The sequence below is a fragment of the Flavobacterium sp. ZT3R18 genome (genome assembly GCF_007097385.1).
In the GTDB taxonomy this organism is placed as follows: Bacteria; Bacteroidota; Bacteroidia; order Flavobacteriales; family Flavobacteriaceae; genus Flavobacterium.
Genome location: NZ_VJZS01000012.1, coordinates 1 through 26,600, shown reverse-complemented (window position 1 = coordinate 26,600; position 26,600 = coordinate 1). Strand labels below are relative to the sequence as shown.

Annotated in this window: 37 protein-coding genes; 3 read left to right on the top strand and 34 right to left on the bottom strand. The window is 34.5% G+C overall.

Annotated elements, in window-relative coordinates; all coding sequences use genetic code 11:
* Positions 1 to 197 precede the first annotated feature (197 nt).
* From FNW52_RS13165 to rpsL, 34 genes are all read right to left on the bottom strand, one after another.
* The gene (locus FNW52_RS13165) at positions 198 to 1,076 is read right to left on the bottom strand and encodes an AraC family transcriptional regulator (protein WP_143377912.1); all 879 of its coding nucleotides are present in this window, start codon (positions 1,074 to 1,076) and stop codon (positions 198 to 200) included.
* 131 nt (positions 1,077 to 1,207) lie between these two features.
* Positions 1,208 to 2,308, bottom strand: coding sequence for a glutamine-hydrolyzing carbamoyl-phosphate synthase small subunit (carA, locus tag FNW52_RS13160; RefSeq protein ID WP_143377911.1), 1,101 nt, complete (start codon positions 2,306 to 2,308; stop codon positions 1,208 to 1,210).
* Positions 2,309 to 2,671: 363 nt separating this feature from the next.
* Complete coding sequence (rplQ, locus tag FNW52_RS13155; protein WP_143377910.1) at positions 2,672 to 3,160, bottom strand: 50S ribosomal protein L17; 489 nt, start codon at positions 3,158 to 3,160, stop codon at positions 2,672 to 2,674.
* A gap of 40 nt (positions 3,161 to 3,200) precedes the next feature.
* The gene (locus FNW52_RS13150; RefSeq protein ID WP_035668087.1) at positions 3,201 to 4,193 is read right to left on the bottom strand and encodes a DNA-directed RNA polymerase subunit alpha; all 993 of its coding nucleotides are present in this window, start codon (positions 4,191 to 4,193) and stop codon (positions 3,201 to 3,203) included.
* 21 nt (positions 4,194 to 4,214) lie between these two features.
* Complete coding sequence (gene rpsD / locus FNW52_RS13145) at positions 4,215 to 4,820, bottom strand: 30S ribosomal protein S4 (protein WP_143377909.1); 606 nt, start codon at positions 4,818 to 4,820, stop codon at positions 4,215 to 4,217.
* Positions 4,821 to 4,913: 93 nt separating this feature from the next.
* On the bottom strand, positions 4,914 to 5,297 hold the full coding sequence (rpsK, locus tag FNW52_RS13140; protein WP_024981527.1) for a 30S ribosomal protein S11: 384 nt from the start codon (positions 5,295 to 5,297) through the stop codon (positions 4,914 to 4,916).
* An 8-nt stretch (positions 5,298 to 5,305) separates the two neighbouring features.
* On the bottom strand, positions 5,306 to 5,680 hold the full coding sequence (rpsM, locus tag FNW52_RS13135) for a 30S ribosomal protein S13 (protein WP_073210387.1): 375 nt from the start codon (positions 5,678 to 5,680) through the stop codon (positions 5,306 to 5,308).
* Positions 5,681 to 5,682: 2 nt separating this feature from the next.
* The gene (ykgO, locus tag FNW52_RS13130) at positions 5,683 to 5,799 is read right to left on the bottom strand and encodes a type B 50S ribosomal protein L36 (protein ID WP_008992256.1); all 117 of its coding nucleotides are present in this window, start codon (positions 5,797 to 5,799) and stop codon (positions 5,683 to 5,685) included.
* A gap of 12 nt (positions 5,800 to 5,811) precedes the next feature.
* The gene (infA, locus tag FNW52_RS13125) at positions 5,812 to 6,027 is read right to left on the bottom strand and encodes a translation initiation factor IF-1 (RefSeq protein WP_007136545.1); all 216 of its coding nucleotides are present in this window, start codon (positions 6,025 to 6,027) and stop codon (positions 5,812 to 5,814) included.
* Between the two features lie 3 nt (positions 6,028 to 6,030).
* The gene (gene secY, locus FNW52_RS13120) at positions 6,031 to 7,377 is read right to left on the bottom strand and encodes a preprotein translocase subunit SecY (RefSeq protein ID WP_143377908.1); all 1,347 of its coding nucleotides are present in this window, start codon (positions 7,375 to 7,377) and stop codon (positions 6,031 to 6,033) included.
* Between the two features lie 13 nt (positions 7,378 to 7,390).
* Positions 7,391 to 7,843 (bottom strand): 50S ribosomal protein L15, encoded by a 453-nt coding sequence (gene rplO / locus FNW52_RS13115; RefSeq protein WP_116761860.1) that lies wholly within the window; start codon positions 7,841 to 7,843, stop codon positions 7,391 to 7,393.
* Positions 7,844 to 7,854: 11 nt separating this feature from the next.
* Positions 7,855 to 8,037, bottom strand: coding sequence for a 50S ribosomal protein L30 (rpmD, locus tag FNW52_RS13110; RefSeq protein ID WP_027310825.1), 183 nt, complete (start codon positions 8,035 to 8,037; stop codon positions 7,855 to 7,857).
* Positions 8,038 to 8,049: 12 nt separating this feature from the next.
* Entirely contained in the window at positions 8,050 to 8,577 is a 528-nt protein-coding gene (gene rpsE, locus FNW52_RS13105; RefSeq protein WP_035668102.1) for a 30S ribosomal protein S5, read from the bottom strand.
* 6 nt (positions 8,578 to 8,583) lie between these two features.
* Positions 8,584 to 8,934, bottom strand: coding sequence for a 50S ribosomal protein L18 (gene rplR, locus FNW52_RS13100; RefSeq protein WP_039110219.1), 351 nt, complete (start codon positions 8,932 to 8,934; stop codon positions 8,584 to 8,586).
* Positions 8,935 to 8,945: 11 nt separating this feature from the next.
* Complete coding sequence (rplF, locus tag FNW52_RS13095) at positions 8,946 to 9,488, bottom strand: 50S ribosomal protein L6 (protein WP_143377907.1); 543 nt, start codon at positions 9,486 to 9,488, stop codon at positions 8,946 to 8,948.
* An 18-nt stretch (positions 9,489 to 9,506) separates the two neighbouring features.
* The gene (gene rpsH / locus FNW52_RS13090) at positions 9,507 to 9,905 is read right to left on the bottom strand and encodes a 30S ribosomal protein S8 (protein WP_116761853.1); all 399 of its coding nucleotides are present in this window, start codon (positions 9,903 to 9,905) and stop codon (positions 9,507 to 9,509) included.
* A 141-nt stretch (positions 9,906 to 10,046) separates the two neighbouring features.
* Positions 10,047 to 10,316, bottom strand: coding sequence for a 30S ribosomal protein S14 (gene rpsN / locus FNW52_RS13085; RefSeq protein WP_026707007.1), 270 nt, complete (start codon positions 10,314 to 10,316; stop codon positions 10,047 to 10,049).
* Positions 10,317 to 10,319: 3 nt separating this feature from the next.
* Positions 10,320 to 10,871 (bottom strand): 50S ribosomal protein L5, encoded by a 552-nt coding sequence (gene rplE, locus FNW52_RS13080; RefSeq protein ID WP_077377755.1) that lies wholly within the window; start codon positions 10,869 to 10,871, stop codon positions 10,320 to 10,322.
* A gap of 2 nt (positions 10,872 to 10,873) precedes the next feature.
* Entirely contained in the window at positions 10,874 to 11,188 is a 315-nt protein-coding gene (rplX, locus tag FNW52_RS13075; RefSeq protein WP_116761849.1) for a 50S ribosomal protein L24, read from the bottom strand.
* Between the two features lie 11 nt (positions 11,189 to 11,199).
* Positions 11,200 to 11,568 (bottom strand): 50S ribosomal protein L14, encoded by a 369-nt coding sequence (rplN, locus tag FNW52_RS13070; RefSeq protein WP_026717863.1) that lies wholly within the window; start codon positions 11,566 to 11,568, stop codon positions 11,200 to 11,202.
* A 2-nt stretch (positions 11,569 to 11,570) separates the two neighbouring features.
* Entirely contained in the window at positions 11,571 to 11,831 is a 261-nt protein-coding gene (rpsQ, locus tag FNW52_RS13065; protein WP_026707010.1) for a 30S ribosomal protein S17, read from the bottom strand.
* A gap of 12 nt (positions 11,832 to 11,843) precedes the next feature.
* Complete coding sequence (gene rpmC / locus FNW52_RS13060; RefSeq protein ID WP_026707011.1) at positions 11,844 to 12,035, bottom strand: 50S ribosomal protein L29; 192 nt, start codon at positions 12,033 to 12,035, stop codon at positions 11,844 to 11,846.
* Positions 12,036 to 12,048: 13 nt separating this feature from the next.
* The gene (rplP, locus tag FNW52_RS13055; RefSeq protein ID WP_007803637.1) at positions 12,049 to 12,474 is read right to left on the bottom strand and encodes a 50S ribosomal protein L16; all 426 of its coding nucleotides are present in this window, start codon (positions 12,472 to 12,474) and stop codon (positions 12,049 to 12,051) included.
* A 19-nt stretch (positions 12,475 to 12,493) separates the two neighbouring features.
* Positions 12,494 to 13,249, bottom strand: a complete 756-nt coding sequence (gene rpsC / locus FNW52_RS13050; RefSeq protein ID WP_077377764.1) for a 30S ribosomal protein S3 — start codon at positions 13,247 to 13,249, stop codon at positions 12,494 to 12,496.
* Between the two features lie 5 nt (positions 13,250 to 13,254).
* Entirely contained in the window at positions 13,255 to 13,668 is a 414-nt protein-coding gene (gene rplV / locus FNW52_RS13045; protein ID WP_035668120.1) for a 50S ribosomal protein L22, read from the bottom strand.
* A gap of 6 nt (positions 13,669 to 13,674) precedes the next feature.
* Entirely contained in the window at positions 13,675 to 13,953 is a 279-nt protein-coding gene (rpsS, locus tag FNW52_RS13040; protein ID WP_007136562.1) for a 30S ribosomal protein S19, read from the bottom strand.
* 6 nt (positions 13,954 to 13,959) lie between these two features.
* The gene (rplB, locus tag FNW52_RS13035) at positions 13,960 to 14,784 is read right to left on the bottom strand and encodes a 50S ribosomal protein L2 (protein ID WP_059114053.1); all 825 of its coding nucleotides are present in this window, start codon (positions 14,782 to 14,784) and stop codon (positions 13,960 to 13,962) included.
* 6 nt (positions 14,785 to 14,790) lie between these two features.
* The gene (rplW, locus tag FNW52_RS13030) at positions 14,791 to 15,081 is read right to left on the bottom strand and encodes a 50S ribosomal protein L23 (protein ID WP_116761845.1); all 291 of its coding nucleotides are present in this window, start codon (positions 15,079 to 15,081) and stop codon (positions 14,791 to 14,793) included.
* A gap of 6 nt (positions 15,082 to 15,087) precedes the next feature.
* Positions 15,088 to 15,717: a 50S ribosomal protein L4 gene (gene rplD / locus FNW52_RS13025; RefSeq protein ID WP_116761843.1), complete on the bottom strand. Its 630-nt coding sequence runs from the start codon at positions 15,715 to 15,717 to the stop codon at positions 15,088 to 15,090.
* The gene (gene rplC / locus FNW52_RS13020; protein WP_066081043.1) at positions 15,717 to 16,334 is read right to left on the bottom strand and encodes a 50S ribosomal protein L3; all 618 of its coding nucleotides are present in this window, start codon (positions 16,332 to 16,334) and stop codon (positions 15,717 to 15,719) included. Before rplC ends, rplD begins: the two co-directional genes overlap by 1 nt.
* Positions 16,335 to 16,488: 154 nt before the next feature.
* The gene (rpsJ, locus tag FNW52_RS13015) at positions 16,489 to 16,794 is read right to left on the bottom strand and encodes a 30S ribosomal protein S10 (RefSeq protein ID WP_011963470.1); all 306 of its coding nucleotides are present in this window, start codon (positions 16,792 to 16,794) and stop codon (positions 16,489 to 16,491) included.
* 11 nt (positions 16,795 to 16,805) lie between these two features.
* Positions 16,806 to 18,962: an elongation factor G gene (fusA, locus tag FNW52_RS13010; protein WP_143377906.1), complete on the bottom strand. Its 2,157-nt coding sequence runs from the start codon at positions 18,960 to 18,962 to the stop codon at positions 16,806 to 16,808.
* 10 nt (positions 18,963 to 18,972) lie between these two features.
* Positions 18,973 to 19,449: a 30S ribosomal protein S7 gene (rpsG, locus tag FNW52_RS13005; RefSeq protein WP_035668130.1), complete on the bottom strand. Its 477-nt coding sequence runs from the start codon at positions 19,447 to 19,449 to the stop codon at positions 18,973 to 18,975.
* Positions 19,450 to 19,522: 73 nt separating this feature from the next.
* A complete protein-coding gene (gene rpsL / locus FNW52_RS13000) occupies positions 19,523 to 19,906 on the bottom strand; it encodes a 30S ribosomal protein S12 (RefSeq protein WP_007136570.1) in 384 nt (127 codons plus the stop codon).
* 265 nt (positions 19,907 to 20,171) lie between these two features.
* Between rpsL and FNW52_RS12995 the strand changes: the two genes are divergently transcribed.
* The 3 genes from FNW52_RS12995 to FNW52_RS12985 all read left to right on the top strand — a co-directional run bounded on the left by FNW52_RS12995 (position 20,172) and on the right by FNW52_RS12985 (position 26,427).
* Positions 20,172 to 21,878, top strand: coding sequence for a hypothetical protein (locus FNW52_RS12995; RefSeq protein WP_143377905.1), 1,707 nt, complete (start codon positions 20,172 to 20,174; stop codon positions 21,876 to 21,878).
* A gap of 84 nt (positions 21,879 to 21,962) precedes the next feature.
* A complete protein-coding gene (locus FNW52_RS12990; RefSeq protein WP_143377904.1) occupies positions 21,963 to 25,028 on the top strand; it encodes a SusC/RagA family TonB-linked outer membrane protein in 3,066 nt (1,021 codons plus the stop codon).
* A 16-nt stretch (positions 25,029 to 25,044) separates the two neighbouring features.
* Positions 25,045 to 26,427, top strand: a complete 1,383-nt coding sequence (locus FNW52_RS12985) for a SusD/RagB family nutrient-binding outer membrane lipoprotein (protein WP_185965978.1) — start codon at positions 25,045 to 25,047, stop codon at positions 26,425 to 26,427.
* The last annotated feature ends 173 nt before the right edge of the window (positions 26,428 to 26,600 follow it).

Genomic DNA, 26,600 nt, shown 5'->3' with positions numbered 1-26,600 from the left:
GGTTTTGAAATAAACCATGCAAAATTTGACGAAGTTATTTTGGTCTTTTTCAAGGCAAAAAATCTTTCAATAGCCCAGCTATTCAAAGATTTTTTAACGCAGAAAAAGGGCAAAAGAACGAGGCAAAACGAAGTTCACTGAACACCTATGAAAATAGACTTTATAGTGAAGTAATTGCAGGATTTATTTTGAAACATTTACTCAAGTGAACTTCGGTACTGAGAAGGAGTTGTACCTGTTATTTTTTTGAAAAGTCGCCCAAAATAAGAAGGGTCCTCGTAATTCAACTCAAACGCAATTTCTGAAATATCTTTAGTCAAATCTTGTAAGAGTATCTGGCTTTGCAGGATACTAACGTTGTTGATCCATTCTTTTGGAGCTATTCCAGTAGTTTGCTTAATGCACCTATTCAGATAATTTACAGAAATTTTTAATTTATCGGCATAAAAGGATACCGATTTATCTTGACTATGGTATTTATAAACCAACTCTTTAAAGGTAAAAGTGATTTCATTACCACGGTTTACGGTTTTATTAAGTTCTTTATTTGAAGAAATAATTTTTTGAAAAGCTGCCTGCATAAGCGAATAACAAATTTCAATATTGGAATTTTCATCCCGAAATTCTTGACCTAATAAACAAAACAAAGAATTAAGCCATACACTCGTTTCTTTTGGAAGTTTAATTACTGAATTAGTAGCAAAAATCTGTATCAACTCCTGTTTAGACAGAATGTGATTCAGGACGCTTTCCTCAAATAAAACAAAATGACCCGTTATAACCTGATCAATTTCTTTCATAGCGGTAATATGACCTTGCTTTACAAACAAAACATCGTTCTCCGTTATTGAGATTACCTCGTTATCTACTTGTTGTTTCGCATTTCCCTTGGTAACATGAACTATAGAATTATAATCAGGCCTAAAAAGCGGAGTCGGAATTTGAATATACTCAGTTGTAGTATTCAAATCATAGATCTGTAAAGGAGTTTTTAAGAAATCAAAATCTAAAGAAGCATCAGACATAAATTGTCTTGGAAATTCCTCCGATGATATAATTTTAATAGTCTTATTCATGCTACAAACTTAAGCATTTAATTACAAAACTTTGAAGACGTAATTTTAAATAATCAATAACAAAACACCCTAACAGAGATCATAAAAAAAACCGATTCAACAAAGGATTGAATCGGTTTTCTAAAAGCTATTTATTTTTTTATATTCTCAATAAATTGATCAAAAAGATAAGAAGAGTCGTGTGGACCAGGACTCGCTTCTGGATGATACTGTACAGAGAAACAATTTTTATTCTTCATACGCATACCCGCTACAGTTCCATCGTTAAGATGAAGATGTGTAATTTCTAGATCTGGATGATTGTCTAATTCTTCTTTATTCACGGCAAAACCATGATTTTGAGAAGTAATCTCTCCTTTTCCAGTAATTATATTTTTTACAGGATGATTAATTCCTCTATGCCCATTAAACATTTTATAGGTAGAAACTCCATTTGCCAATGCAATTACTTGGTGTCCCAAACAGATTCCAAACAAAGGTTTATCATTAGCTAGAATATCTTTGGCAACTTGAATAGCACTCTCTAATGGATCTGGATCCCCAGGACCATTAGACAAGAAGTAACCATCTGGATTGAAAGCAGACAAATCTTGGTAAGTAGAATCAAAAGGAAAAACTTTTATGTAGCAATCCCTTTTGGCAAGATTACGAAGTATATTTTCTTTAATTCCTAAATCTAAAGCGGCTATTTTGTAGGTTGCATTTTCATCTCCATAAAAATAAGGCTCAGTAGTAGAAACTTTAGAAGCCAATTCTAATCCTTTCATATCTGGCACTTCAGACAACAAAGCTTTCAAATCTTCTACAGAAGTATCATCCGTACAAATAACGGCATTCATAGCTCCATTGTCACGAATATAGCTTACCAAAGCGCGTGTATCTACATCCGAAATACAAATTAAATTTTGTTTGGTAAAATAATCTTCTAAACTTCCTGATGAATCTTCACGAGAGTAATTAAAACTGAAATTTTTACAAACCAATCCAGCAATTTTAATACTGTTTGATTCTACTTCTTTGTCATTTACTCCATAATTTCCGATGTGGGCATTTGTGGCAACCATCAATTGACCAAAATAAGAAGGATCAGTAAAAATCTCTTGATACCCTGTCATTCCAGTATTAAAACAAACTTCTCCAAAAGTCTTCCCGCTAATTCCAATAGATTTACCGTGAAAGATTGTTCCATCACTTAATAGAAGTATGGCGCTTTTTCGTGTTGTATATTTCATTCGTTTATTTCTATTATTTTTTTAATTGTCGCATGTAACTCGAAAAACTCGTTTCATGTGTATTTCAAATATTGTGCAAATTTAATTTTTTAAAACAGTGAATGCAATGTTTTTAAAAAATAATTAAGTCAGTTTACATTATTCACAAAAAAGAGTCTCATTAAAACAATTATAACATAAGACAAAGTCAAATGTATAATTGAGAATTAAGCAACATAATTTTCGGCGTTCCCATTTTAAAATAAAATTTCTTTAGAATAAAAGATCTCTTTTAGAATAGATTTTCCTTTACAATAAATCAAAAAAAAAGGATAAACTATAAATAGTTTATCCTTTAATATTATTGAATGATTATTTTCATAATTATTCAGCAGCTTCAGTTGTAGTTTCAGCATCAGCAGCTGGAGCTTCAGTAGCTTCATCTCCTTTTTTAGCTTTTCCACCACGACGGCTTTTTGCTTTTTTAACTTCTTTTTTACCACCATTGTAAAGTTCATTGAAATCTACTAATTCGATCATTGCCATATCAGCATTATCTCCTAAACGATTTCCAACTTTAATGATACGAGTGTATCCACCTGGACGGTCACCTACTTTAGCAGCTACATCTCTGAACAAGTCAGTTACTGCATATTTGCTACGTAAGTAAGCAAAAACGATACGACGATTGTGAGTTGTATCTTCTTTTGATTTTGTTATAAGCGGCTCAACGAATTGTTTAAGCGCTTTAGCCTTAGCAACAGTAGTGTTAATACGTTTGTGCTCGATAAGAGAACAAGCCATATTAGCTAACATAGATTTTCTATGCGCAGTCTGTCTGCTTAAGTGATTGAATTTTTTTCCGTGTCTCATTGCTATGTAAATTTAACCCCCACTTTTAGCGGGGACTTAATTATTCTTTATCTAGTTTGTATTTTGCTAAATCCATTCCGAAGTTCAAATTCTTAATAGCTACTAGTTCATCTAGTTCTGTTAAAGATTTTTTACCGAAATTACGAAATTTCATTAGGTCATTTTTGTTGAACGATACTAAATCACCAAGTGTATCAACTTCAGCCGCTTTCAAGCAATTTAATGCTCTTACAGATAAATCCATATCAACAAGCTTAGTTTTAAGCAATTGTCTCATATGCAATGACTCTTCGTCATAAGATTCTGTTTGTGCAATTTCGTCAGCCTCTAGTGTAATTCTTTCGTCAGAAAACAACATGAAATGGTGAATTAAAACTTTTGCAGCTTCAGTAAGAGCATCTTTAGGATTGATAGAACCATCAGTTTTTATTTCAAAAACCAATTTTTCGTAATCTGTTTTTTGCTCTACACGGAAGTTTTCAATTGCATACTTAACATTTTTCACCGGAGTAAAAATTGAGTCAGTAAAAATAGTTCCTATTGCAGCATTCTGTTTTTTGTTCTCTTCAGCAGGAACATATCCTCTACCTTTTTCGATAGTTAAATCGAAATTCAGTTTGATTTTACTATCTAAATTACAGATAACTAGTTCTGGATTCAGAACTTGAAAACCTGAGATGAATTTTTGAAAATCACCAGCTGTTAATTGATCTTTACCTGAAACAGAAATAGTAACTGATTCATTATCGATATCTTCAATTTGACGTTTGAAACGTACTTGTTTAAGATTAAGGATAATTTCGGTAACGTCCTCAACAACACCTGAAATAGTAGAAAATTCATGATCTACACCTTCTATACGAACAGATGTAATTGCATAACCTTCTAATGCTGAAAGCAAAACTCTTCTAAGTGCATTACCAACGGTCAATCCGTAACCTGGTTCTAAAGGTCTAAATTCAAATTTACCTTCAAAATCGGTTGAATCGATCATGATAACTTTATCGGGCTTCTGAAAATTAAATATTGCCATAAATTTCGACTAAGTCAATTATTATTTGTTGTACAACTCTACGATTAATTGTTCTTTGATGTTTTCTGGAATTTGAAGTCTAGCAGGAACAGTAACAAACGTACCTGTTTTAGTTTCATTATTCCATGTAATCCACTCATAAACATGACTTGAATTTGATAAAGAACGTTCGATAGCCTCTATAGATTTAGATTTTTCACGAACACCTACTACATCACCTGGTTTCAAGTGATAAGAAGGAATATTTACATTTTCTCCGTTTACTGTAATGTGACGGTGAGAAACGATTTGACGAGCACCTCTTCTAGAAGGAGCAATTCCCATTCTAAAAACAACGTTATCTAATCTTGCTTCACACAATTGTAACAAAACTTCACCAGTAACACCTTTAGTAGCTGATGCTTTTTTGAATAAACCTCTGAATTGTTTTTCTAAAATTCCATAAGAATATTTAGCTTTTTGCTTTTCCATTAACTGAACAGCAAATTCAGATTTTTTACCTCTTTTCTTAGCCATCCCGTGTTGTCCGGGTGGGTAATTTCTTTTTTCGAAAGCTTTATCGTCTCCGAAAATTGCCTCGCCAAATTTACGAGCGATTCTTGTACTAGGACCAGTATATCTTGCCATTTTAAATTGTTTAAGATTGAGATTATGAATTCAGGTCTTATCCTTCGATAATCTTTTTTCAATCTAGATTTATACTATAATAATTTTTGAGTATTAAACTCTACGTCTTTTTGGAGGACGACATCCATTGTGAGGCATTGGAGTAACATCGATAATCTCTGTAACTTCAATACCACCGTTATGCAAAGAACGGATAGCAGACTCACGTCCGTTTCCTGGTCCTTTTACATAAACTTTCACTTTTTTAAGTCCAGCCTCAAGAGCTACTTTACTACAATCTTCTGCTGCCATTTGAGCCGCGTATGGAGTGTTCTTTTTAGAACCTCTAAAACCCATTTTACCAGCCGAAGACCAAGAAATAACTTCACCTTTTTTGTTAGTCAAAGAAATGATGATGTTATTGAAGGTAGCAGAAATATGAGCTTCTCCCGTTGATTCAACGATAACTTTACGTTTTTTTGCAGTTGCTTTAGCCATATTACTTATTATTTAGTTGCTTTTTTCTTGTTTGCAACAGTTTTTCTTTTACCTTTTCTTGTTCTAGAGTTGTTTTTAGTTCTTTGTCCTCTTAAAGGAAGACCAGTTCTATGACGGATACCTCTATAACAACCAATATCCATTAAACGTTTGATGTTTAAAGAAACCTCAGAACGTAATTCTCCTTCAATTTTGAAAGCTGATACCGCCTCACGAATTGCTCCGATCTCGTCATCATTCCAATCTTGAACTTTTTTATCTTGGCTAACTTGAGCTTTTTCTAAAATCTCAATTGCTCTACTATTTCCTAATCCGAAGATGTAGGTAAGTGCTATAACACCTCTCTTATTTTTCGGGATATCTACCCCTGCTATTCTTGCCATAATTATCCTTGTCTTTGTTTAAATCTAGGATTCTTTTTGTTTATTACGTACAATCTCCCTTTTCTACGCACAATTTTGCACTCGGGACTTCTCTTTTTTACTGATGCTCTAACTTTCATAGTGAATATCCTTTAATATCTATAAGTAATTCTTGCTTTTGACAAATCATAAGGACTCATTTCTAGTTTCACTTTATCACCAGGTAATAATTTGATGTAATGCATACGCATCTTTCCAGAAATATGAGCAATTACGATATGTCCATTTTCTAACTCTACACGGAACATCGCATTTGATAATGCTTCGATGATAGATCCGTCTTGTTCTATTGCTGATTGTTTTGCCATAAGTTAAGCTACTGCTTTTCTATTTTTACCACTCTTCATCAAACCGTCATAATGTTTGTTTAACAAGTATGAATTAATTTGTTGAATCGTATCTATTGCAACTCCAACCATAATTATCAATGAAGTCCCTCCAAAAAACATAGCCCAAGATTGTTGAACATCCATAAGACTTACAACAATTGCTGGGAACACAGCTATCAAAGCAAGAAATAAAGATCCTGGAAAAGTTATTAAAGACATCACTTTATCAAGATAATCTGAAGTCTCAACACCTGGTCTTACACCTGGTATGAAACCACCGCTTCTCTTTAAATCATCAGACATCTTGTTAGTAGGCACTGTAATTGCAGTATAAAAGAAAGTAAATACAACTATCAAAGTTGCAAAAACAAAATTATACCAAAATCCAAACATGTTACTAAAAGCTCCAACGATAGATTGAGATGCATCTGATTTAGACAAACCAGCAACAGCAGCAGGAATAAACATAATCGCTTGTGCAAATATAATTGGCATTACACCAGATGCATTAAGCTTTAACGGAATCCATTGTCTGTTACCACCCATCATATCTTGTTCGAAATCACCAGAAGTAGTACGACGAGCATACTGTACTGGAATTTTTCTAATAGCCATAACTAACAAAACACAAGAAATAATAACAAGTAACCAAATAATGATTTCAATAACCAATAACATTGGTCCACCATTGTTATTAGTAACTCTTGTTGTAAATTCTTGAATGAAAGCTTGTGGCAACCTAGCCAAAATACCAACCATGATCAAAAGGGAAATTCCGTTTCCAATTCCTTTATCAGTAATTTTTTCTCCTAACCACATGGCAAAAATTGTACCAGTAACCAAGATAACCACTGAAGAAAATAAGAATTCAAAAGAGTTAAACCCTAATAAAAAAGCTGAACTAGGTAAAGTTCTGTAAAGATTGTAGATATAAGTTGGTCCTTGTACTAAAGTTATAACAATAGTTAACCAACGGGTAATTTGATTGATTTTTTTTCTACCACTTTCCCCATCACTTTGTAGTTTTTGCAAGTAAGGAATCGCAATTCCCATAAGTTGAACAACAATAGATGCAGAAATATAAGGCATAATCCCTAAAGCAAAAACTGAAGCTTTAGAAAATGCACCTCCGGTAAACATGTCTAGAATAGATCCTAATCCATTTTTGGTTTGTCCCGCTAATCCAGTCAATTGAGTTGCGTCAATTCCAGGAAGCGTAACATGGGCACCAAAACGATAAACAAGAAGTAGACCTAAAGTAATAAGAATTCTATTTTTTAGTTCTTCTATTTTCCAAACATTACTTATTGATTCAATAAATTTCTTCATCTTAATTGAAAAATTACATGATTACAGCTTCTCCACCAGCAGCTTCAATAGCAGCTTTTGCAGTAGCAGTAAATTTGTGAGCAGTTACTTTTAATTTTGCTGTCAATTCTCCTCTACCTAAAATCTTAACGATTTCATTTTTGGTAGCAAGACGATTAGCTACATAAACTGTCATGTCAACAGCATCTGTAATTACTCCATTATCAACTAATAATTGAAGAGTATCAAGATTAACACCTTCGTATTCTTTACGATTGATGTTCGTGAAACCAAACTTAGGCACACGTCTTTGAAGTGGCATTTGCCCACCCTCAAAACCAATCTTTTTAGAATAACCAGAACGAGATTTTGCTCCTTTGTGACCTCTTGCAGAAGTACCACCTTTTCCAGAACCTTCTCCTCTACCTAATCTTTTATTTTGATTGTGTGTAGAACCCTCAGCAGGTTGTAAGTTACTTAAATTCATAACAGTATTTGTTATTTAGCTTCTTCAACAGAAACTAAGTGTTTAACTTTATTTATCATCCCAAGGATTGTAGGATTTGAATCATGCTCTACAACTTGTCCCATTTTACGTAGACCTAAAGCTTCCAAACCTCTTTTTTGTGTAAGAGGACAGTTGATTTTGCTTCTAACTTGTTTTACTAATAATTTAGCCATAATTTCCTTGAATTAACCTTTAAAAACTTTTTCTAAAGAAACGCCTCTTTGTTTTGCAACAGTATAAGCACTTCTCATTTGTAATAAAGCATCAAAAGTTGCTTTTACTACGTTGTGAGGATTTGAAGATCCTTGTGATTTAGATAATACATCATGAATTCCAACTGATTCAAGAACTGAACGAACAGCTCCACCAGCAATAACTCCTGTACCATGAGAGGCAGGAATTAAGAATACACGTGCACCACCAAATTTACCTTTTTGTTCGTGAGGAACTGATTGACCATTCAAAGGAATTTTTACTAGATTTTTCTTAGCATCTTCTACTGCTTTCGCAATTGCTTCAGAAACGTCTTTAGATTTTCCTAATCCGTGTCCAACTACTCCATTCTCATCACCTACAACTACAATAGCAGAAAAACCAAAAGCTCTACCTCCCTTTGTAACTTTAGTAACACGATTTACACTTACCAAACGATCTTTTAATTCAAGACCACTTGGTTTTACTAGCTCTACATTCTTGTATTTACTATTAGACATACTATATTAGAATTTAAGTCCAGCCGCTCTCGCGCCTTCCGCTAATGATTTAATACGACCGTGATATAAATAACCTCCTCTATCGAATGTTACAACATCTATACCAGCTTTCAAAGCTTTTTCTGCTACTAGTTTCCCAACTGCAGTTGCCACTTCAATGTTCGTACCGTTTCCTATTTCTTTTTCTCTTGAAGAAGCAGCCAATAAAGTAACTCCGTTTACATCATCAATAAGTTGAGCGTAAATTTCTTTGTTACTTCTAAAAACAGATAGTCTTGGATTTGTAGCAGTACCACTAATCGTTTTTCTAATTCTGAATCTAATTCTTTGTCTTCTTTCAGGTTTTGTTAATGACATAATGTTATTTTTTAAGCTGATTTACCTGCTTTTCTTCTTAATACTTCACCTACAAATTTAACACCTTTTCCTTTGTACGGCTCAGGCTTACGGAAACCTCTAATTTTTGCCGCAACTTGACCTAAAAGTTGTTTATCTAATGATGTTAATTTCACAATTGGGTTTTTACCTTTTTCAGATATAGTTTCAAGAGTTACCTCAGGTGCTACTTCTAAAACAATATTGTGAGAATAACCAAGTGCTAAATCTAATTTTTGTCCTTGATTTGAAGCTCTATAACCAACTCCTACCAATTCTAAAGATTTTGTAAAACCTTCTGTTACACCGATAATCATGTTATTGATTAAAGATCTGTACAATCCGTGTTTTGCTCTTTGGTCTTTGTGATCAGATGATCTATTCACTTGAACTAGATCTCCTTCAACTGTTACAGTTACGTCCGAAAACTCCTGAGTAAGTTGACCATTTTTTCCTTTTACCGTAATAACACCATCAGCAACTGAAACAGTTACTCCAGCTGGTATTGTTACTGGGCTTTTACCTATTCTTGACATCTTATATAGTCTTTAAAATTAGTATACGTAACAAATTACTTCGCCACCAACATTCAATTGTCTAGCTTTCTTTCCAGTCATTAAACCTTTAGAAGTAGAAACAATAGCAATTCCTAATCCGTTAAGGATTCTAGGAATGTTTGAAGAACCTGAATATTTACGTAAACCTGGTTTACTAATTCTTTGGATATCTTTAATTACAGACTCTTTAGTATCTTTATCATACTTCAAAGCGATTTTGATTGAACCCTGAACAGCGTTGTCTTCAAATTTGTAACTTAAGATATAACCTTGATCAAATAAGATCTTTGTTATTTCTTTTTTTAGATTAGATGCTGGAATTTCGACAACTTTGTGGTTTGCAGCCACAGCGTTTCTAACTCTCGTCAAATAATCTGCAATAGGATCTGTATACATAAGTATTGATTTGCGGTAACGGTTTTCGATTAAACGTAATCGAACCTGAAACCAGTTTATAAATGTTAATAGTTATTAGTAATTAGCCGTTAGTAATTAGCATAACACTAACAACTAACGACTAATAACTAATTACTTTTTCTACCAAGATGCCTTTTTAACACCTGGTATCAATCCATTGTTAGCCATCTCACGGAATGTTACACGTGAAATACCGAATTGACGCATATACCCTCTTGGTCTACCTGTTAATTTACAACGATTGTGCAAACGAACTGGCGAAGCATTTTTCGGTAATTTTTGCAAACCTACGAAATCTCCAGCTTCTAACAAAGCTTTTCTTTTCTCAGCATACTTTGCTACCGTTTTTTCTCTCTTAACCTCACGGGCTTTCATTGATTCTTTAGCCATATCTTAATTCTTTTTAAAAGGTAAACCTAATTCAGCCAACAATGACTTTGCTTCTTTATCTGTTTTAGCAGTAGTAACAAAAGAAATGTCCATTCCAGATATTTTATTTACTTTATCAATATCAATTTCAGGGAAAATGATTTGTTCTAAAACACCAAGATTATAGTTTCCTCTACCGTCAAAACCAGTAGCTTTAATACCACTGAAATCTCTAACACGTGGTAAAGCTGAAGTAATAAGTCTATCTAAAAACTCATACATTCTTTCTCCACGCAAAGTAACTTTTGCTCCAATAGGCATCCCTTTTCTCAATTTGAAAGACGCAACGTCTTTCTTTGAAATTGTAGATACTGCTTTTTGTCCAGTAATCTTTGTTAATTCATCAACTGCATAGTCAATCAATTTTTTATCAGATACTGCTGCACCAACTCCTTTACTCAAAACGATTTTTTCCAATTTAGGAACTTGCATTACGTTTGTGTAACCGAATTCTTCTTTAAGAGCAGAGATAACTCTACTCTTATATTCTTCTTTTAGTCTAGGTATATATGCCATTACTATAGTACTTGATTAGATTTTTTTGAAAATCTTACTTTCTTATCTCCTTCAACTCTGATACCCACTCTTGTTGCTTCCTTAGTTTTAGGATCAATTAGAGAGATGTTCGAAATTTGAATCTGAGCTTCTTTCTTTACAATACCACCTTGAGGGCTTTTTGCACTAGGTTTCGTATGTTTAGAAACCATGTTTACACCTTCAACAATTGCTTTGTTTTTCTCACGGTACACACGTAACACTTTACCTTCAGCACCTTTATGGTCTCCAGCAATTACTCTTACAATGTCTCCTGATTTTATTTTTAGCTTTATCATCTTAAAACGAATTAAAGCACTTCTGGTGCTAATGATACAATTTTCATGAATTGTTTTTCACGAAGTTCTCTTGCTACCGGACCAAAAACACGAGTTCCTCTCATTTCCCCTGCAGCATTCAAAAGAACACATGCATTATCATCGAAACGGATATAAGAACCATCAGCTCTTCTCACTTCTTTTTTGGTACGTACAACAACTGCAGTTGAAACAGCTCCTTTTTTAACGCTTCCGTTAGGTGCAGTATCTTTGATAGAAACTACAATCTTGTCTCCAACAGAGGCATACCTTCTTTTGGTACCTCCTAAAACACGGATAGTTAAAACTTCTTTAGCTCCTGTGTTATCTGCTACTTTTAGTCTTGATTCTTGTTGTACCATAATTATTTAGCTCTTTCTAGGATTTCAACTAATCTCCAACATTTTGATTTACTTAAAGGACGCGTTTCGCTAATTCTTACAGTATCTCCAATGTTACAGTCGTTTGTTTCGTCATGTGCCACAAATTTCTTTGTTTTCAACACGAACTTACCGTATAATGGGTGTTTTACTTTTGTTACTTGAGCAACTACAATGGATTTATCCATTTTGTTTGAAGTAACAACCCCAACTCTTTCTTTTCTTAAATTTCTTTTTTCTTCCATCTTTCAGCAGAATTATTGTAATTCTCTTTTAGTAAGTTCCGTAGCTAATCTTGCAACTGTTCTTCTTACACCTCTAATTTGAAGTGGGTTCTCAATTGGTGAAATAGCGTGAGCCATTTTCAGGTCGGCATATGCCTTCTTAGTCTGGCTAAGTTTTTCTTGCAACTCCGCTGCAGAAAGATCTTTTATTTCTGATTGTTTCATAATATAATATAGATTATGCTTCGAAATCTCTAGCAACTACGAATTTGGTTTTTACTGGAAGCTTTTGAGCTGCAAGACGTAACGCCTCTTTTGCAACTGATAAAGGAACTCCTCCAACTTCAAACATAATTCTTCCGGGTTTAACAACGGCAGCCCAATACTCAACTGCACCTTTACCTTTACCCATACGTACCTCAAGAGGTTTCTTAGTGATAGGTTTGTCTGGAAATATTTTGATCCATAATTGTCCTTCTCTTTTCATAAAACGAGTTGCAGCAATACGCGCAGCTTCGATTTGACGAGAGGTTAAGAACATTCCATCTTCATGTACAGATTTAATACCAAACATTCCATTAGAAAGTTCATGTCCTCTTTGAGAATTTCCTTTCATTTTACCTTTTTGTACCTTACGGTATTTTGTTCTTTTAGGCTGTAACATTTTTCTTTAGTTTAAAAATTTACTTTCGTTTACGAGCGTCTGGTTTTCCACCTTTATTAAAAGGCTTTCTGTCTCCTCTAGGAGAATCTCCACCTTTACCACCACCAGGTTGTTTTTTGTCCATTCCTGCAAGTGGAGAAAGATCTCTCTTTCCATAAACTTCACCTTTCATGATCCATACTTTGATTCCCATTCTACCATAAGTAGTATGAGCCTCTGCAAGTGCGTAATCAATATCAGCTCTGAAAGTTGATAGAGGAATTCTACCTTCTTTGAAACCTTCTGAACGAGCCATCTCAGCACCATTCAAACGACCAGAAATCAAAACTTTGATACCTTCAGCGTTCATACGCATAGAAGCAGCAATAGCCATTTTGATTGCACGTCTGTAAGAAATTCTGCTTTCGATTTGACGACAGATGCTTGTAGCAACTAGATACGCGTCAAGTTCAGGTCTTTTAATTTCAAAGATGTTGATTTGAACCTCTTTGTCAGTAATTTTCTTAAGTTCTTCTTTTAACTTGTCTACCTCTTGTCCACCTTTTCCGATTATGATACCAGGTCTAGCAGTAGTGATAGTAACGGTTACAAGTTTTAAAGTTCTCTCGATGATTACTTTTGATACACTAGCTTTTGATAAACGAGCATGGATGTACTTTCTGATTTTATAATCTTCGGCTAATTTATCACCGTAATCATTTCCACCATACCAGTTTGAGTCCCATCCTCTGATGATACCAAGTCTATTTCCAATTGGATTTGTCTTTTGTCCCATGCTGCTTAAGAATTGCTTTGTGTGTTATTGATAGCTCCAAGCACGATTGTTACGTGATTAGAACGTTTTCTTATTCTGTGTGCGCGACCTTGTGGAGCTGGACGAAGTCTTTTCAACATCATACCACCATCTACTCTGATCTCTTTAACAAATAAACCAGCTTCTTCCATATTAGCTTCAGGGTTTTTTGCTTGCCAGTTGGCAATTACAGATAAAACCAATTTTTCTAATTTTCTTGAAGCTTCTTTAGAACTAAATCTTAAGATGTTTAGTGCTCTTTCTACCTTCTGACCTCTTACTAGATCTGCTACTAAGCGCATTTTTCTAGGTGAAGTAGGGCAGTTATTTAACTTTGCGAAGGCCAAAGACTTGTTAGCCTCTTTTCTTGCGTCTGCTGTTTCTCTTTTACGAACTCCCATTGCTTCTTATTTTTTACCTTTATTTTTTGCTCCAGCATGACCTCTAAAAGATCTAGTTGGTGAAAATTCTCCTAATTTGTGACCTACCATGTTTTCTGTTACGTAAACTGGTACAAATTGACGACCGTTATGAACTGCGATAGTTTGTCCAACAAAGTCTGGAGTAATCATAGAAGCTCTAGACCATGTCTTAACCACTCCTTTATTTCCACCTGCGATGTTTTCTTGAACTTTCTTGTCTAACTTATAATGAACGAAAGGTCCTTTTTTTAATGAACGTGCCATATCTTATTATTTCTTTCTACGTTCTACGATATACTTGTTACTCGGGTTTTTCTTAGAACGAGTTCTATAACCTTTAGCTGGTATTCCATTTCTTGAACGTGGATGTCCACCAGAAGAACGTCCTTCACCACCACCCATTGGGTGATCGACAGGGTTCATTGCAACAGGTCTTGTTCTAGGTCTTCTACCTAACCATCTTGTTCTACCAGCTTTTCCTGATACAACTAATTGGTGGTCTGAATTAGAAACCGCTCCAATTGTAGCCGAACAAGTCAACAAGATTAATCTTGTTTCTCCAGAAGGCATTTTAATTGTTGCATATTTTCCATCTCTTGCCATTAATTGAGCAAATGTTCCAGCTGAACGAGCGATTACAGCTCCTTGACCTGGTCTCAATTCGATACAAGAAATAACAGTTCCTAAAGGAATTCTGCTTAATGGTAATGTATTTCCAATTTCCGGTTGAGATTCTGGACCAGAAACTAATTTCTGACCAACTTTCAATCCGTTTTGAGCAATAACATAAGTTTTCTCTCCATCAGCATAAGCTAACAAAGCGATAAACGCAGTACGATTTGGATCATATTCGATTGATTTCACTGTAGCCGGAATTCCTTCTTTTGTACGTTTGAAATCAATAATACGATATCTCTGCTTGTGACCACCACCCGTATAACGCATGGTCATCTTTCCTTGACTATTTCTACCACCAGAGTTTTTTATCGGCGCTATCAAAGAGCGTTCCGGCTTATCAGTTGTAATGGCGTCATAACCATTCACAACTCTAAATCGCTGACCTGGGGTAATAGGTTTTAATTTTCTTACTGACATTTTATCTTAGATATTGTTGTAAAAATCAATTGTTTCTCCTTCTTGTACTTGAACGAATGCTTTTTTAGCAGCATTAGTCTTTCCACTGATTAAACCACTTTTAGTGTATTTTGTAGTTCTGTCTGGTCTTACATTCATCGTGTTAACACTCAAAATAGTTACTCCATAAGCAGCTTCAACAGCTTTCTTAATTTGCACTTTGTTTGCTTTTTTGTTAACGTAGAATCCAAAACGGTTTAAAACTTCACTTTCTTTGGTTACTTTTTCCGTTACTATAGGTTTAATTATGATGCTCATATCCTATTATTTACTTAAATTTTCTTCAATTACTTCCAAAGAACTCTCTAAAAGCACTAAATTATTAGCATTTAAAATAGCGTAAGTGCTTAATTCATAGCTACTTACGACATTAGCCGCCTTTAAATTACGTGAGGACAAATATACATTTTTATTAGTATCGCCCAACACAAACAGTGATTTTTTATTTTCTAACTCTAAAGCTTTCAAAACGTTAATGAAATTTTTAGTGTTTGGCGTTTCAAAATTAAAGTCTTCAAGTACAATTATATTTGACTCTTTTGCTTTAATTGAGAAAGCAGATTTTCTAGCAAGACGTTTTAAGCTTTTATTCAATTTGAATGAATAACTTCTTGGTCTTGGTCCAAAAACTGTTCCACCACCTTTAAACAAAGGGTTTTTTGCACTACCCGCACGAGCAGTACCAGTTCCTTTTTGTTTTTTAATCTTACGAGTAGATCCCGCTACTTCAGCTCTTTCTTTAGCTTTGTGCGTTCCTTGTCTTTGATTAGCAAGATATTGCTTAACATCAAGGTATACTGCGTGATTGTTTGGCTCAATTGCATATACTGAATCAGAAAGTTGAACTTTTCTTCCAGTATCTTTTCCGTTGAAATCTAATACTTTTACTTCCATTACTTCTGAATGATTACATAAGAGTTGTTACATCCAGGAACACATCCTTTAATAACAAGTAGGTTCTTTTCAGCCACTACTTTTAAAACTCTAAGGTTTTGAACTTTTACATTATCTCCTCCCATACGTCCAGCCATACGCATTCCTTTGAATACTCTAGATGGATAAGAAGAAGCTCCTACAGAACCTGGCGCTCTTAAACGGTTGTGTTGACCGTGAGTTGCTTGTCCAACACCACCAAAACCGTGACGTTTTACAACCCCTTGAAAACCTTTACCTTTAGATACACCTTGTACATCTACAAATTCTCCTTCAGCAAAAATAGAAACATCAATAAGATCTCCTAATTTTTGTTCTGTTGCGAAATCTTGGAATTCAACGACTTTTTTCTTAGCTACAGTTCCCGCTTTTTTAAAGTGACCTAAAGCCGCTTTTGTGGAATGTTTCTCGTTTTTGTCATCGAAACCAAGTTGCAACGCTTCGTACCCGTCAACACCTTTGGTTCTGACTTGGGTAACAACGCATGGACCAGCTTCAATTACTGTACAAGGAATATTCTTCCCGTTTTCGTCGAAAATACTAGTCATGCCGATTTTTCTACCAATTAACCCAGACATAAATATTAATTATTAATTATTAAATATAAATATAGAACGCAGCTTTTAAGCAAATCCTATTTTTTTAGTGGGTGCAAATGTATAACTTATTTGCACATAAACCAAAAAAATATTTTTTACTTAAAAACAGCGTTCCTTTTTACTCTTAAAGTAACTAAACTTTGATTTCAACTTCAACTCCACTTGGCAATTCAAGTTTCATTAAAGCGTCAATAGTTTTAGATGAAGATGAATAAATGTCAATTAATCTCTTGTATGACATTACTTCAAATTGTTCTCTCGCTTTTTTGTTAACGTGTGGAGAACGTAGAACTGTAAAAAGTTTTTTGTGTGTTGGTAATGGAATTGGTCCTGTAACAACTGCACCGGTACTTTTTACCGTTTTTACAATCTTCTCAGCAGACTTGTCTACCAACATGTGATCGTAAGATTTTAATTTTATTCTGATTTTTTGACTCATTTTCTTAAAGATTATGCGTTTCCTTTTGCTTTTTTGATAACTGCTTCCGAAATATTAGAAGGCGTTTCTGCGTAGTGTGAAAATTCCATTGTAGATGTTGCTCTACCAGATGAAAGTGTTCTTAACGTAGTAACGTATCCAAACATTTCAGATAATGGCACATCTGCTTTAATGGTTTTAGCACCAGCTCTATCACCCATGTCATTCACCTGACCTCTACGACGGTTGATATCACCCACGATATCCCCCATGTTTTCTTCTGGTGTAATCACTTCCATTTTCATGATCGGCTCTAATATAACTGCACCAGCAGCTTTAGCAACCTCTCTATACCCCATTCTTGCTGCAAGCTCAAAAGAAAGTGCATCAGAATCCACAGGATGGAAAGATCCGTCTAATAAAGTTACTTTCAAACTATCAACTTGGTATCCTGCTAAAGGACCAGTTTTCATAGCTTCTCTAAAACCTTTTTCAACAGATGGAATATATTCTTTAGGAACGTTACCTCCTTTTACCGCATTAACAAACTGCAATCCAACTGGAGCTTTACCGTCAACTTCGTCTGCTGGCTCAAGTATAAATACGATATCACCGAATTTACCACGACCTCCAGATTGTTTTTTGTATGTTTCTCTATGTTGTGCTTTCTTAGTAAAAGCTTCTTTGTATTCAACTTGAGGTTCACCTTGGTTTACTTCAACTTTGAATTCACGTCTCATTCTATCAACCAAGATATCTAAGTGAAGCTCACCCATACCTGAGATAATAGTTTGACCCGAAGCCTCATCTGTTCTAACAGTAAACGTAGGATCTTCTTCAGCTAATTTAGCCAAAGCCATACCCATTTTATCTACGTCAGCTTTAGTTTTAGGCTCAATAGCAATACCAATTACTGGCGCTGGGAATTTCATACTTTCTAAGATAATTGGGTGTTTTTCATCACACAAAGTATCTCCAGTTTTAATATCTTTAAATCCAACTGCCGCTCCAATATCACCTGCTTCGATATATTCGATTGGGTTTTGTTTGTTAGCATGCATTTGGTAGATACGAGAAATTCTTTCTTTGTTTCCTGAACGAGTGTTCAAAACATAAGAACCTGCATCTAAACGTCCTGAGTAAGCACGGAAGAAAGCTAAACGACCTACGAATGGGTCAGTAGCAATTTTAAAAGCTAAAGCAGCGAATGGCTCTTTAACATCTGGCTTACGCAATATTTTAACTTGATCTTCTTCTAACAATTCAGCATCATCAGGATGAATCCCTTCGATACCTTCTTTATCCATTGGAGATGGCAAATATTTACATACTGCATCTAACATGAATTGAACTCCTTTATTTTTGAAAGAAGAACCAGCAATCATAGGAATGATAGCCATATCCATTACAGCTGCTCTTAATGCAATGTTGATTTCTTCCTCTGTGATAGAGCTTTCATCTTCCATGAATTTTTCAAGCAAAGTCTCATCATAATCAGCAACTGCCTCAATAAGAATCGATCTGTATTCTTTCACTTCATCAAGCATGTCTTCAGGAATAGGCACAATATCATAAGTAGCTCCTAAACCTTCTTCATGCCAAACAATAGCTTGGTTTTTTACTAAATCCACAACACCTCTGAAATCATTTTCTTCACCAATTGGCAAAGTGATCGCAACTGCATTTGATTTCAACATGTCTCTTACTTGTTGACATACCATCAAAAAGTTAGAACCTTGTCTGTCCATTTTATTAACGAAACCAATACGTGGCACTCTGTACTGATCTGCCAATCTCCAGTTAGTTTCTGATTGTGGCTCAACACCATCAACAGCACTAAATAAGAAAACCAAACCATCAAGTACACGCAAAGAACGGTTTACTTCAACTGTAAAGTCAACGTGTCCCGGGGTATCGATAATATTAAAGTGATAAGGCAATGTTTCAGGTAAAACTTTACCTTGCTCAGTAGGAAAATTCCATTCACAAGTTGTAGCTGCAGAAGTAATTGTAATACCTCTTTCTTGCTCTTGCGCCATCCAGTCCATTGTTGCAGCACCATCGTGTACTTCACCAATTTTGTGTGATTTTCCAGTATAGAATAATATACGCTCTGTTGTTGTTGTTTTACCAGCATCAATATGAGCAGCAATTCCTATATTTCTTGTATATTTAAGTTCTCTAGCCATTTCTTAAGAATTAAAATCTAAAGTGAGAGAATGCTTTATTAGCTTCTGCCATCTTGTGAGTATCCATTCTTTTCTTAACAGCAGCTCCTTCTTCTTTAGCCGCAGCTAAACATTCTGAAGCTAGACGTTGTGCCATAGATTTTTCATTTCTTCTTCTAGAATAAAGTATTAACCACTTCATTGCCATAGAAATTTTCCTGTCTGGTCTAATCTGCATTGGAATTTGAAATGTAGCTCCACCAACTCTACGACTACGCACTTCTACGTGAGGCATAACGTTTGTTAAAGCATCCTTCCAAATTTCTAATGAAGGTTTCTCCGCATCTTGTTTTTTAGACTCAATGATGTCAATAGCATCATAAAATACTTTAAACGCTGTCGATTTTTTTCCATCCCACATTAAGTTGTTCACAAAACGTGTTACCAGTTGATCATTAAATCTTGGATCTGGTAAAAGTGGTCTTTTCTTTGCCGCTCTTTTTCTCATGTCTTTTTTTTAATAAAATTTCATACCTATATCGTCACGAAAAATCGCGTCTCTACAAGAATAACGTTTTAAATTACTTTTTTGCTTCTTTTGGGCGTTTTGCTCCGTACTTAGATCTTCTTTGCGTTCTTCCTGCTACTCCTGACGTATCAAGTGCACCACGAACGATGTGATATCTTACTCCTGGCAAATCTTTTACCCTTCCACCCCTAACTAATACTATCGAGTGCTCTTGTAAATTGTGTCCTTCTCCAGGGATGTAGGCATTCACTTCATTACCATTTGTCAAACGTACACGCGCTACTTTACGCATTGCAGAGTTTGGTTTTTTTGGTGTTGTAGTGTAAACACGCGTACAAACCCCTCTTCTTTGAGGACAAGAATCTAAAGCAACCGATTTACTCTTCTTAGTTATCTGAGTTCTTCCTGTTCTTACTAATTGTTGAATTGTTGGCATAATTAATACTAAAAATTTCTTATTATATTAAATTCCCGCTTTTTACGGGGTTGCAAATGTATAAATTTTTTTTTACTCTACAAACCATAATCTATTAATTTTTACATTAAGTAAGCATTTGTTTTTAAACCAAATAGAGAATCAACATTAAAACAAGAATCAAAAACCTCCCCACACAACCCTACTCCATTAATATTATTTAATATTATGATTTTCATCACAAACAATTGATATTTGTATCACATTTATCAAAAACAAAAATTTCTTGAAAACAAAAATCTTCCTTGTTGTCATTTTCCTTTTCAGCTTAACTTCAAGAGCTCAAGATTTTCATTTGAAAATAATCGGAAACACAGCTACAGAAACCAAAACAATAGATTCGATAGGTTACCTATCGAAACACCAAAATACTAAGCTCATACTTGAAGAAATAAATCAACTATCCGGGAAATTATCTCAAATTGGATATATTGAAAACCAAATTATAGAAACCGTCAAAACAAACGACTCTAGTTATTTATCCAAAACCTCTCTCGGAAACAGAATAAAAAACATACATATATATATAGGTATAAAGAACGACACAAGCTCATTAAATCTCTTCGACGAAAAAAAAGACACACTCATACTCCCGTACACCCAAATAGAACCCTTTTTAAAACAAACCACACAAAAATTAGAACAAAACGGTTACGCATTCGCAAAAACAAAACTCATCAATATTCAAAAAAAAAATCAGACACTATATGCTGATTTAAAACTCACCTATGGAAACAAAAGACAATTGAATGAAATAGTACTAAAATACGAAGATGAGCATCAAAAAAACTTATTTCCAAAAGGCGCCTTAAGACAAATCAATAAAAAATACTCAAAAAAAACTTTCAATCAAGAAAGCGTAAAAGAAATACATGATGAATTCGAAAAATTCAGTTTTATTAATCAGATAAAATTTCCAGAAATACTATTCACGAAAGACACTACCAAGGTTTATGTCTATTTAGCAAAAAGAAAAACAAATACATTTGACGGCTATTTAGGATTCAACAATACCGAAAACAAAAAAACAACACTTAATGGCTATTTAGACATTACACTACAAAATGCGTTACGAAGTGGAGAGCAACTATCCATTTACTGGAAAAATGACGGAAATGATCAAAAAATTTTCAATGCCAAAATAGATCTCCCTTATCTATTCAATAGTCCAATAGGACTCAAAGCAGGTATAAACATTTTCAAACAAGACAGCACCTTTCAAAACACCAAAACCGAAATTAATCTTGGTTACTTAATTACAATCAACAAGCGATTTTACGTTGGATACCAATCTACCGAATCAAGCAATATACTAAACTCTATCAATCCTAAACTGAGCGATTACACCAATTCATTCCTGACTACAAATTTTGAATTTACCAAAAGTGATTACACTAATAAAATATCCCCTACAAAATCTTACCTAACACTAAACTTAGGAACAGGAAAAAGAACAATAAACCAAATCACAACTACCGCAATAGAAAAACAATATTTAGCAAATTTTAACATAATGAATAATTTTTATTTTGATAAGAAAAACTGTATAAACATCAAAAGTCAAAATTATTTTCTAAAAAGCGAAACATATTTAACAAATGAATTATTCCGATTTGGAGGCGTAAATTCAATAAGAGGATTCTCAGAAAACAGTTTACAAGCCAGCGTTATGACTTCTGTCATTACAGAATACAGATACTTAATTTCCAGTAATTTACAACTCAACACAATCCTAGACTATTGTTATTACAAGGATCCTACCACTATTCCAGAAAAAAACAACACCAACAAACTTATCAGCCTAGGCCTGGGTATAGGAGTTGACACCCAAAACGGAATATTAAAACTTGCGATTGTTAACGGAAGTACAAGAATTCAAGAGATCCAATTTCACAACACATTCATTAACATTAGTTATAATGTTAAATTTTAGAATAAGTAAAAAAAAACAATTTTTATATTAGGAAAGTTAACAATTTATTATGATTTTTGTCCAACTAATTCAAAATAATTAAAAATGAAACTAAAGTTCAATGGATTCTTAGTACTCCTAGTAGTACTAGTGGCGCAACTAACTTTTGCGCAAGAGAGATCTGTTTCAGGAATTGTTTCCGACAATGCAGGAATGCCTTTACCAGGTGTGACTGTATTAGTGAAAGGAACAAAGAATGGAACTCAATCAGATTTTGATGGTAAGTATACCATCAAAGCTACACCAAGTGACATCTTGGTATTTACCTATGTAGGCATGAAATCTACAGAAAAAAGCGCAAGCTCAATAACAGTAAACGCGAAATTATCAAGTGATGCAACACAATTAGAAGGAGTTGTGGTGACTGCATTAGGAATCAGAAAAGAAGAAAAAAAACTCGGTTATTCAATATCTAAAGTAACCGCGGATGAAATTTCTAAATCTGGAGAACAAAACTTAATACAAGCCCTAGCTGGAAAAGCAGCTGGCGTACAAGTTATTGGCTCAGGAGGAACTCCAGGCGCATCTAGTAAAATAATCATTCGAGGTTTCAACAGTATCAATCGCGGTTCTGACCCTTTAATTGTTGTCGATGGGATACCTTTAGACAACGGAACTACTCAAACAACAGCGGGAGACAATCCATTTAACTCTAATTTATCAGGAGTAAGCAACTCTAATAGAGCACTAGACATAAACCCTGAAGACATTGAAAGTGTTTCTATCTTAAAAGGAACAGCAGCTGCTGCTCTATTTGGTGATAGAGCTGGAAATGGGGTGATTTTATATACAACAAAAAAAGGAAGAGCTCGTAAAGGTATTGGAATTGATGTGTCTTCCTCATTAGCGATCGACAAAGTAAGTCAATTACCTAAAAAACAAAACCAATACATACAAGGATCTCCAAATAGCTCAGGAGTACCTACTTACACAAATGGGACTCCTCAAAGCTGGGGGCCAGCGGTAACACCTGGACAACAAATTTACGACAATGCTAAAAATTTCTTCAAAGAAGGAATCACAAGAAACAATAACGTTTCCTTCTATGGCGGAGACGACAAAATTACTTTTAGAACTTCATTTGGTAATTTAGACCAAACAGGTATGATTCCAGAAACAGGATTGAAAAGAAATACAATCCGAATGAATGGAGATATGAAACTAAACGAACAATGGAAAGCTGGTGGTAGTGCCCAATATACACGCACAACAACAACCATGACTCAAAATGGTAGTAATGTTTCCGGGGTTATGCTTTCTTTACTTCGTGCACCAATTCAATATGATTTGAGAGATTACAAAGACGAAGCTGGCAATAACAAAAATTATTTCGCAAGTTATGACAATCCTTATTTTACAGTAAATGAAAATCCTTTCGAAAGTGATGTAAACAGAGTTGTAGCCAACTTAAACACTAGCTATACACCCGCAAAATGGATCTCATTGGCCCTTAAGGGAGGTGTTGACACCTATTCAGACCAAAGAAAACAAGTATTTGCAGTTTCTTCAAATGGAGACAGCCTAGGTGGTATTGGAGAAGTTGTATTCAACACCCTCAACAACAAATCTTTCTATGGCGACTTAATAGCTAGCGGAATAATACCTTTACAAACTGAATGGCTCAAAGTTAACTATCTTGCTGGTTTAAACTTACGTTCATCACACTTTTCAGATGTGTACTCAAGAGGTAAAGAACTATCTATACCTGGTTTTTATTCGCTATCAAATGCTACACAACTATACGCTTCAAATTCCGAAGAAAATATTATGTCTAGAGCGTTATTCGGTCAAGTAGATTTTGAAATAAAAAATCAACTTTTCTTAACAGGTACAGTTCGTAAAGAATGGTCATCTACTTATGGAGACCTAGCAAAAAGTGCCATTTTCCCATCAGCAAGTGCATCGTGGATTATTACAGAAACCTTTAAATTACCTGAATGGACGAACTTCTTAAAACTTGCCTATAGTTATGGCGTTGTTGGTATAGCTCCAACTTCTTATGCAACTGTTAGTACTTTTGCCCGACCTTCTATAACAGATGGTTTTACAGATGGATTAAGCTTTCCTTATAACGGAATTAATGGAATGAGTGTTAACACATTAGGTAATTCGAATTTAAAACCAGAAAGAGTTTTAGGACACGAAATAAACATAAGCACTAAACTGCTTGACAACCGTATTACTTTAGATTTAAATTACTACAACAAAACATCTAAAGATTTATTGATTAACGTTCCACTTCCAAGGTCTTCTGGTTTTGGTTCTGAATACAGAAATGCTGCAGAATTGACAAATAAAGGAGTAGAAGTTGAATTAGGTTATGATGTAATAAAAGCAAAAAGCTCGTTCAATTGGAATATTAATCTTAACTGGGCTAAAAACGTCAACAAAGTTACTGACATCTCTGGAGGACTTGACCAAATATCGATAGAATCTGCTTTTTCTTCAATTGGATATTACGCCGTAAAAGGAGAACCTCTAGGAAGCTTTTACGGAACCAAATGGTTAAGAGATGCAAATGGTCAAAAAATAATTGCTGCTAACGGTAAAGCTCAATTGGATCCAATATCAGGAAATCTTGGAAATTCAGCTCCTGAGTGGACTGGAGGCGTAAGAAACACATTTACTTTTAAAAGAGTTTCTTTATCAGCGTTTTTAGACATCAGACATGGCGGAGTAGTATATAATGGTACTCAAGCAAGACTAAATAACGTTGGGGTTTCAGAAGAGTCTGCAGACAGACAGCGCACTTACATAATCGAAGGTGTAAAAGCTGACGGTACACCAAATACAACTCCAATTTCTGCTAGAACTTATTTCAGAGAATATCTTGGAGATGCTGGTGGAGCAGCAGAACAATTCGTAACAACTGTTAACTGGGTTAGATTAAGAGATGTCTCATTAAGCTACGATTTTAACACTTCCAAAATAAGCTCAATAAGTTCCGCACAACTATCATTTACAGGTAGAAACTTATGGTTATCAACTAATTACAAAGGAGTAGACCCAGAAACTAGTTTAACTGGTGCAGGTTCTAGAATAAATGGATTAGATTATTTCAACAATCCAGGAAGCAAATCAATCATAATGAGTCTTAAGGTAAGTTTTTAATTTAAATAAAATGAAAATGAAAAAATATATAAAAAGCATAATTCTAACAACAATAAGCATAGGATTCCTATCTAGTTGTCAGTCAGAATTAGACAACTTTAATGTAAGTCCAAATAGTCCTACAATAACCACTCCATCACTTTTACTTGCAAGTATTGAAGTTTCTACTTTTTCAAATCACACAAGTGGATTAAATAGAAACGCTAATATATTCTCGCAACACTTAGCAGGAACTGACATTGGACAACTAGGTCCTGTAGCAAAATACATCGTTACTGAAGAAAATGTAAACAATGAGTGGAACACCATTTACAACACTACTTTAATGAGTGGTTACGTGTTAAACAAACGCTTCGCAACTAGTCATCCATATTACAATGGAATAGCACAAGTTTTGACAGCTGTAAATTTAGCATATGTTACTGATATGTTTGGAGATGTACCTTTCGACGAAGCTTTTAAAGCGGAAGAAGGAATTAAATCACCTAAATACAATACTCAAAAAGAAATTTACGAAAGACTTCAGACTACTTTAGATAAGGCAATTGCAAACCTAAACAAACCTGAAGCAAGTAATGCGACACTCCCATCTGCTGATGATTTTATTTTTAATGGAGATCCTGAAAAATGGATAAAGACAGCTTATGTTTTAAAAGCAAGATTCGCCTTAAGATTAACTCAAGTAGATCCTAATGCTGCTCAAAAAGCTCTAGACTACATAAATGCTTCTGGAATTAGCTCTAATAACGATGATATGAATACCTTTTTTACAGGTAAAGCAAATGAGCTAAACCAATGGAACGCATATAATGTAACCCGTGTAAACTATCTAAAAATGGGGAAAACTTTTGTTGACTATTTAACAGTTTCAAATGACCCAAGAAAAACATTTCTCGTAGCTAAAGACAAAAGTGGAAATTATTCTGGTAATGCACCTGAGGATCAAACCTCTGTTAACACCTCTTACATAGGAAGCGCAGTAGCAAGTGCCGACTCTAATGTAGGAATAGTAACTTATTCAGAAGCTAAATTTATAGAAGCTGAAGCAAAGTTCAGACTAAATGATTTAACAGGGGCTAAATCAGCCTTCAAAATAGCTGTACAATCATCTATATTAAAAATAACTAAGACTCCAGCTCAAGCTACTTTTGTAGACAATGTAACCGCAATTGTTTCGTTAGAAAATATTATTCAGCAAAAATATAATGCATTATTTTTGACTATGGAACCTTACAATGATTATAGAAGAACTGGTTTCCCTGTACTAGTACCTAATCAAAATGCTACTGTTAAAGCAATTCCGTTACGTCTCCCTACTCCTTCGGATGAGAGAAACTACAACAAAAACGCGACTGTAGTTAGTAATGTAACAACCAACGTTTGGTGGGACAAGAACTAAATAATATAAAATAGATTAAAATCAAAAACCATCAGTAGCACTGATGGTTTTTTTTGTAACTATAAATAACAAACTTAAAATAATCGACACTTAAGTAACTTAGATTCAATTAATAAATGCAACATTTGGAAGTTGCGGTGTGGTTAAATTTTTTCAGAAAAGAGAAAAGAAAA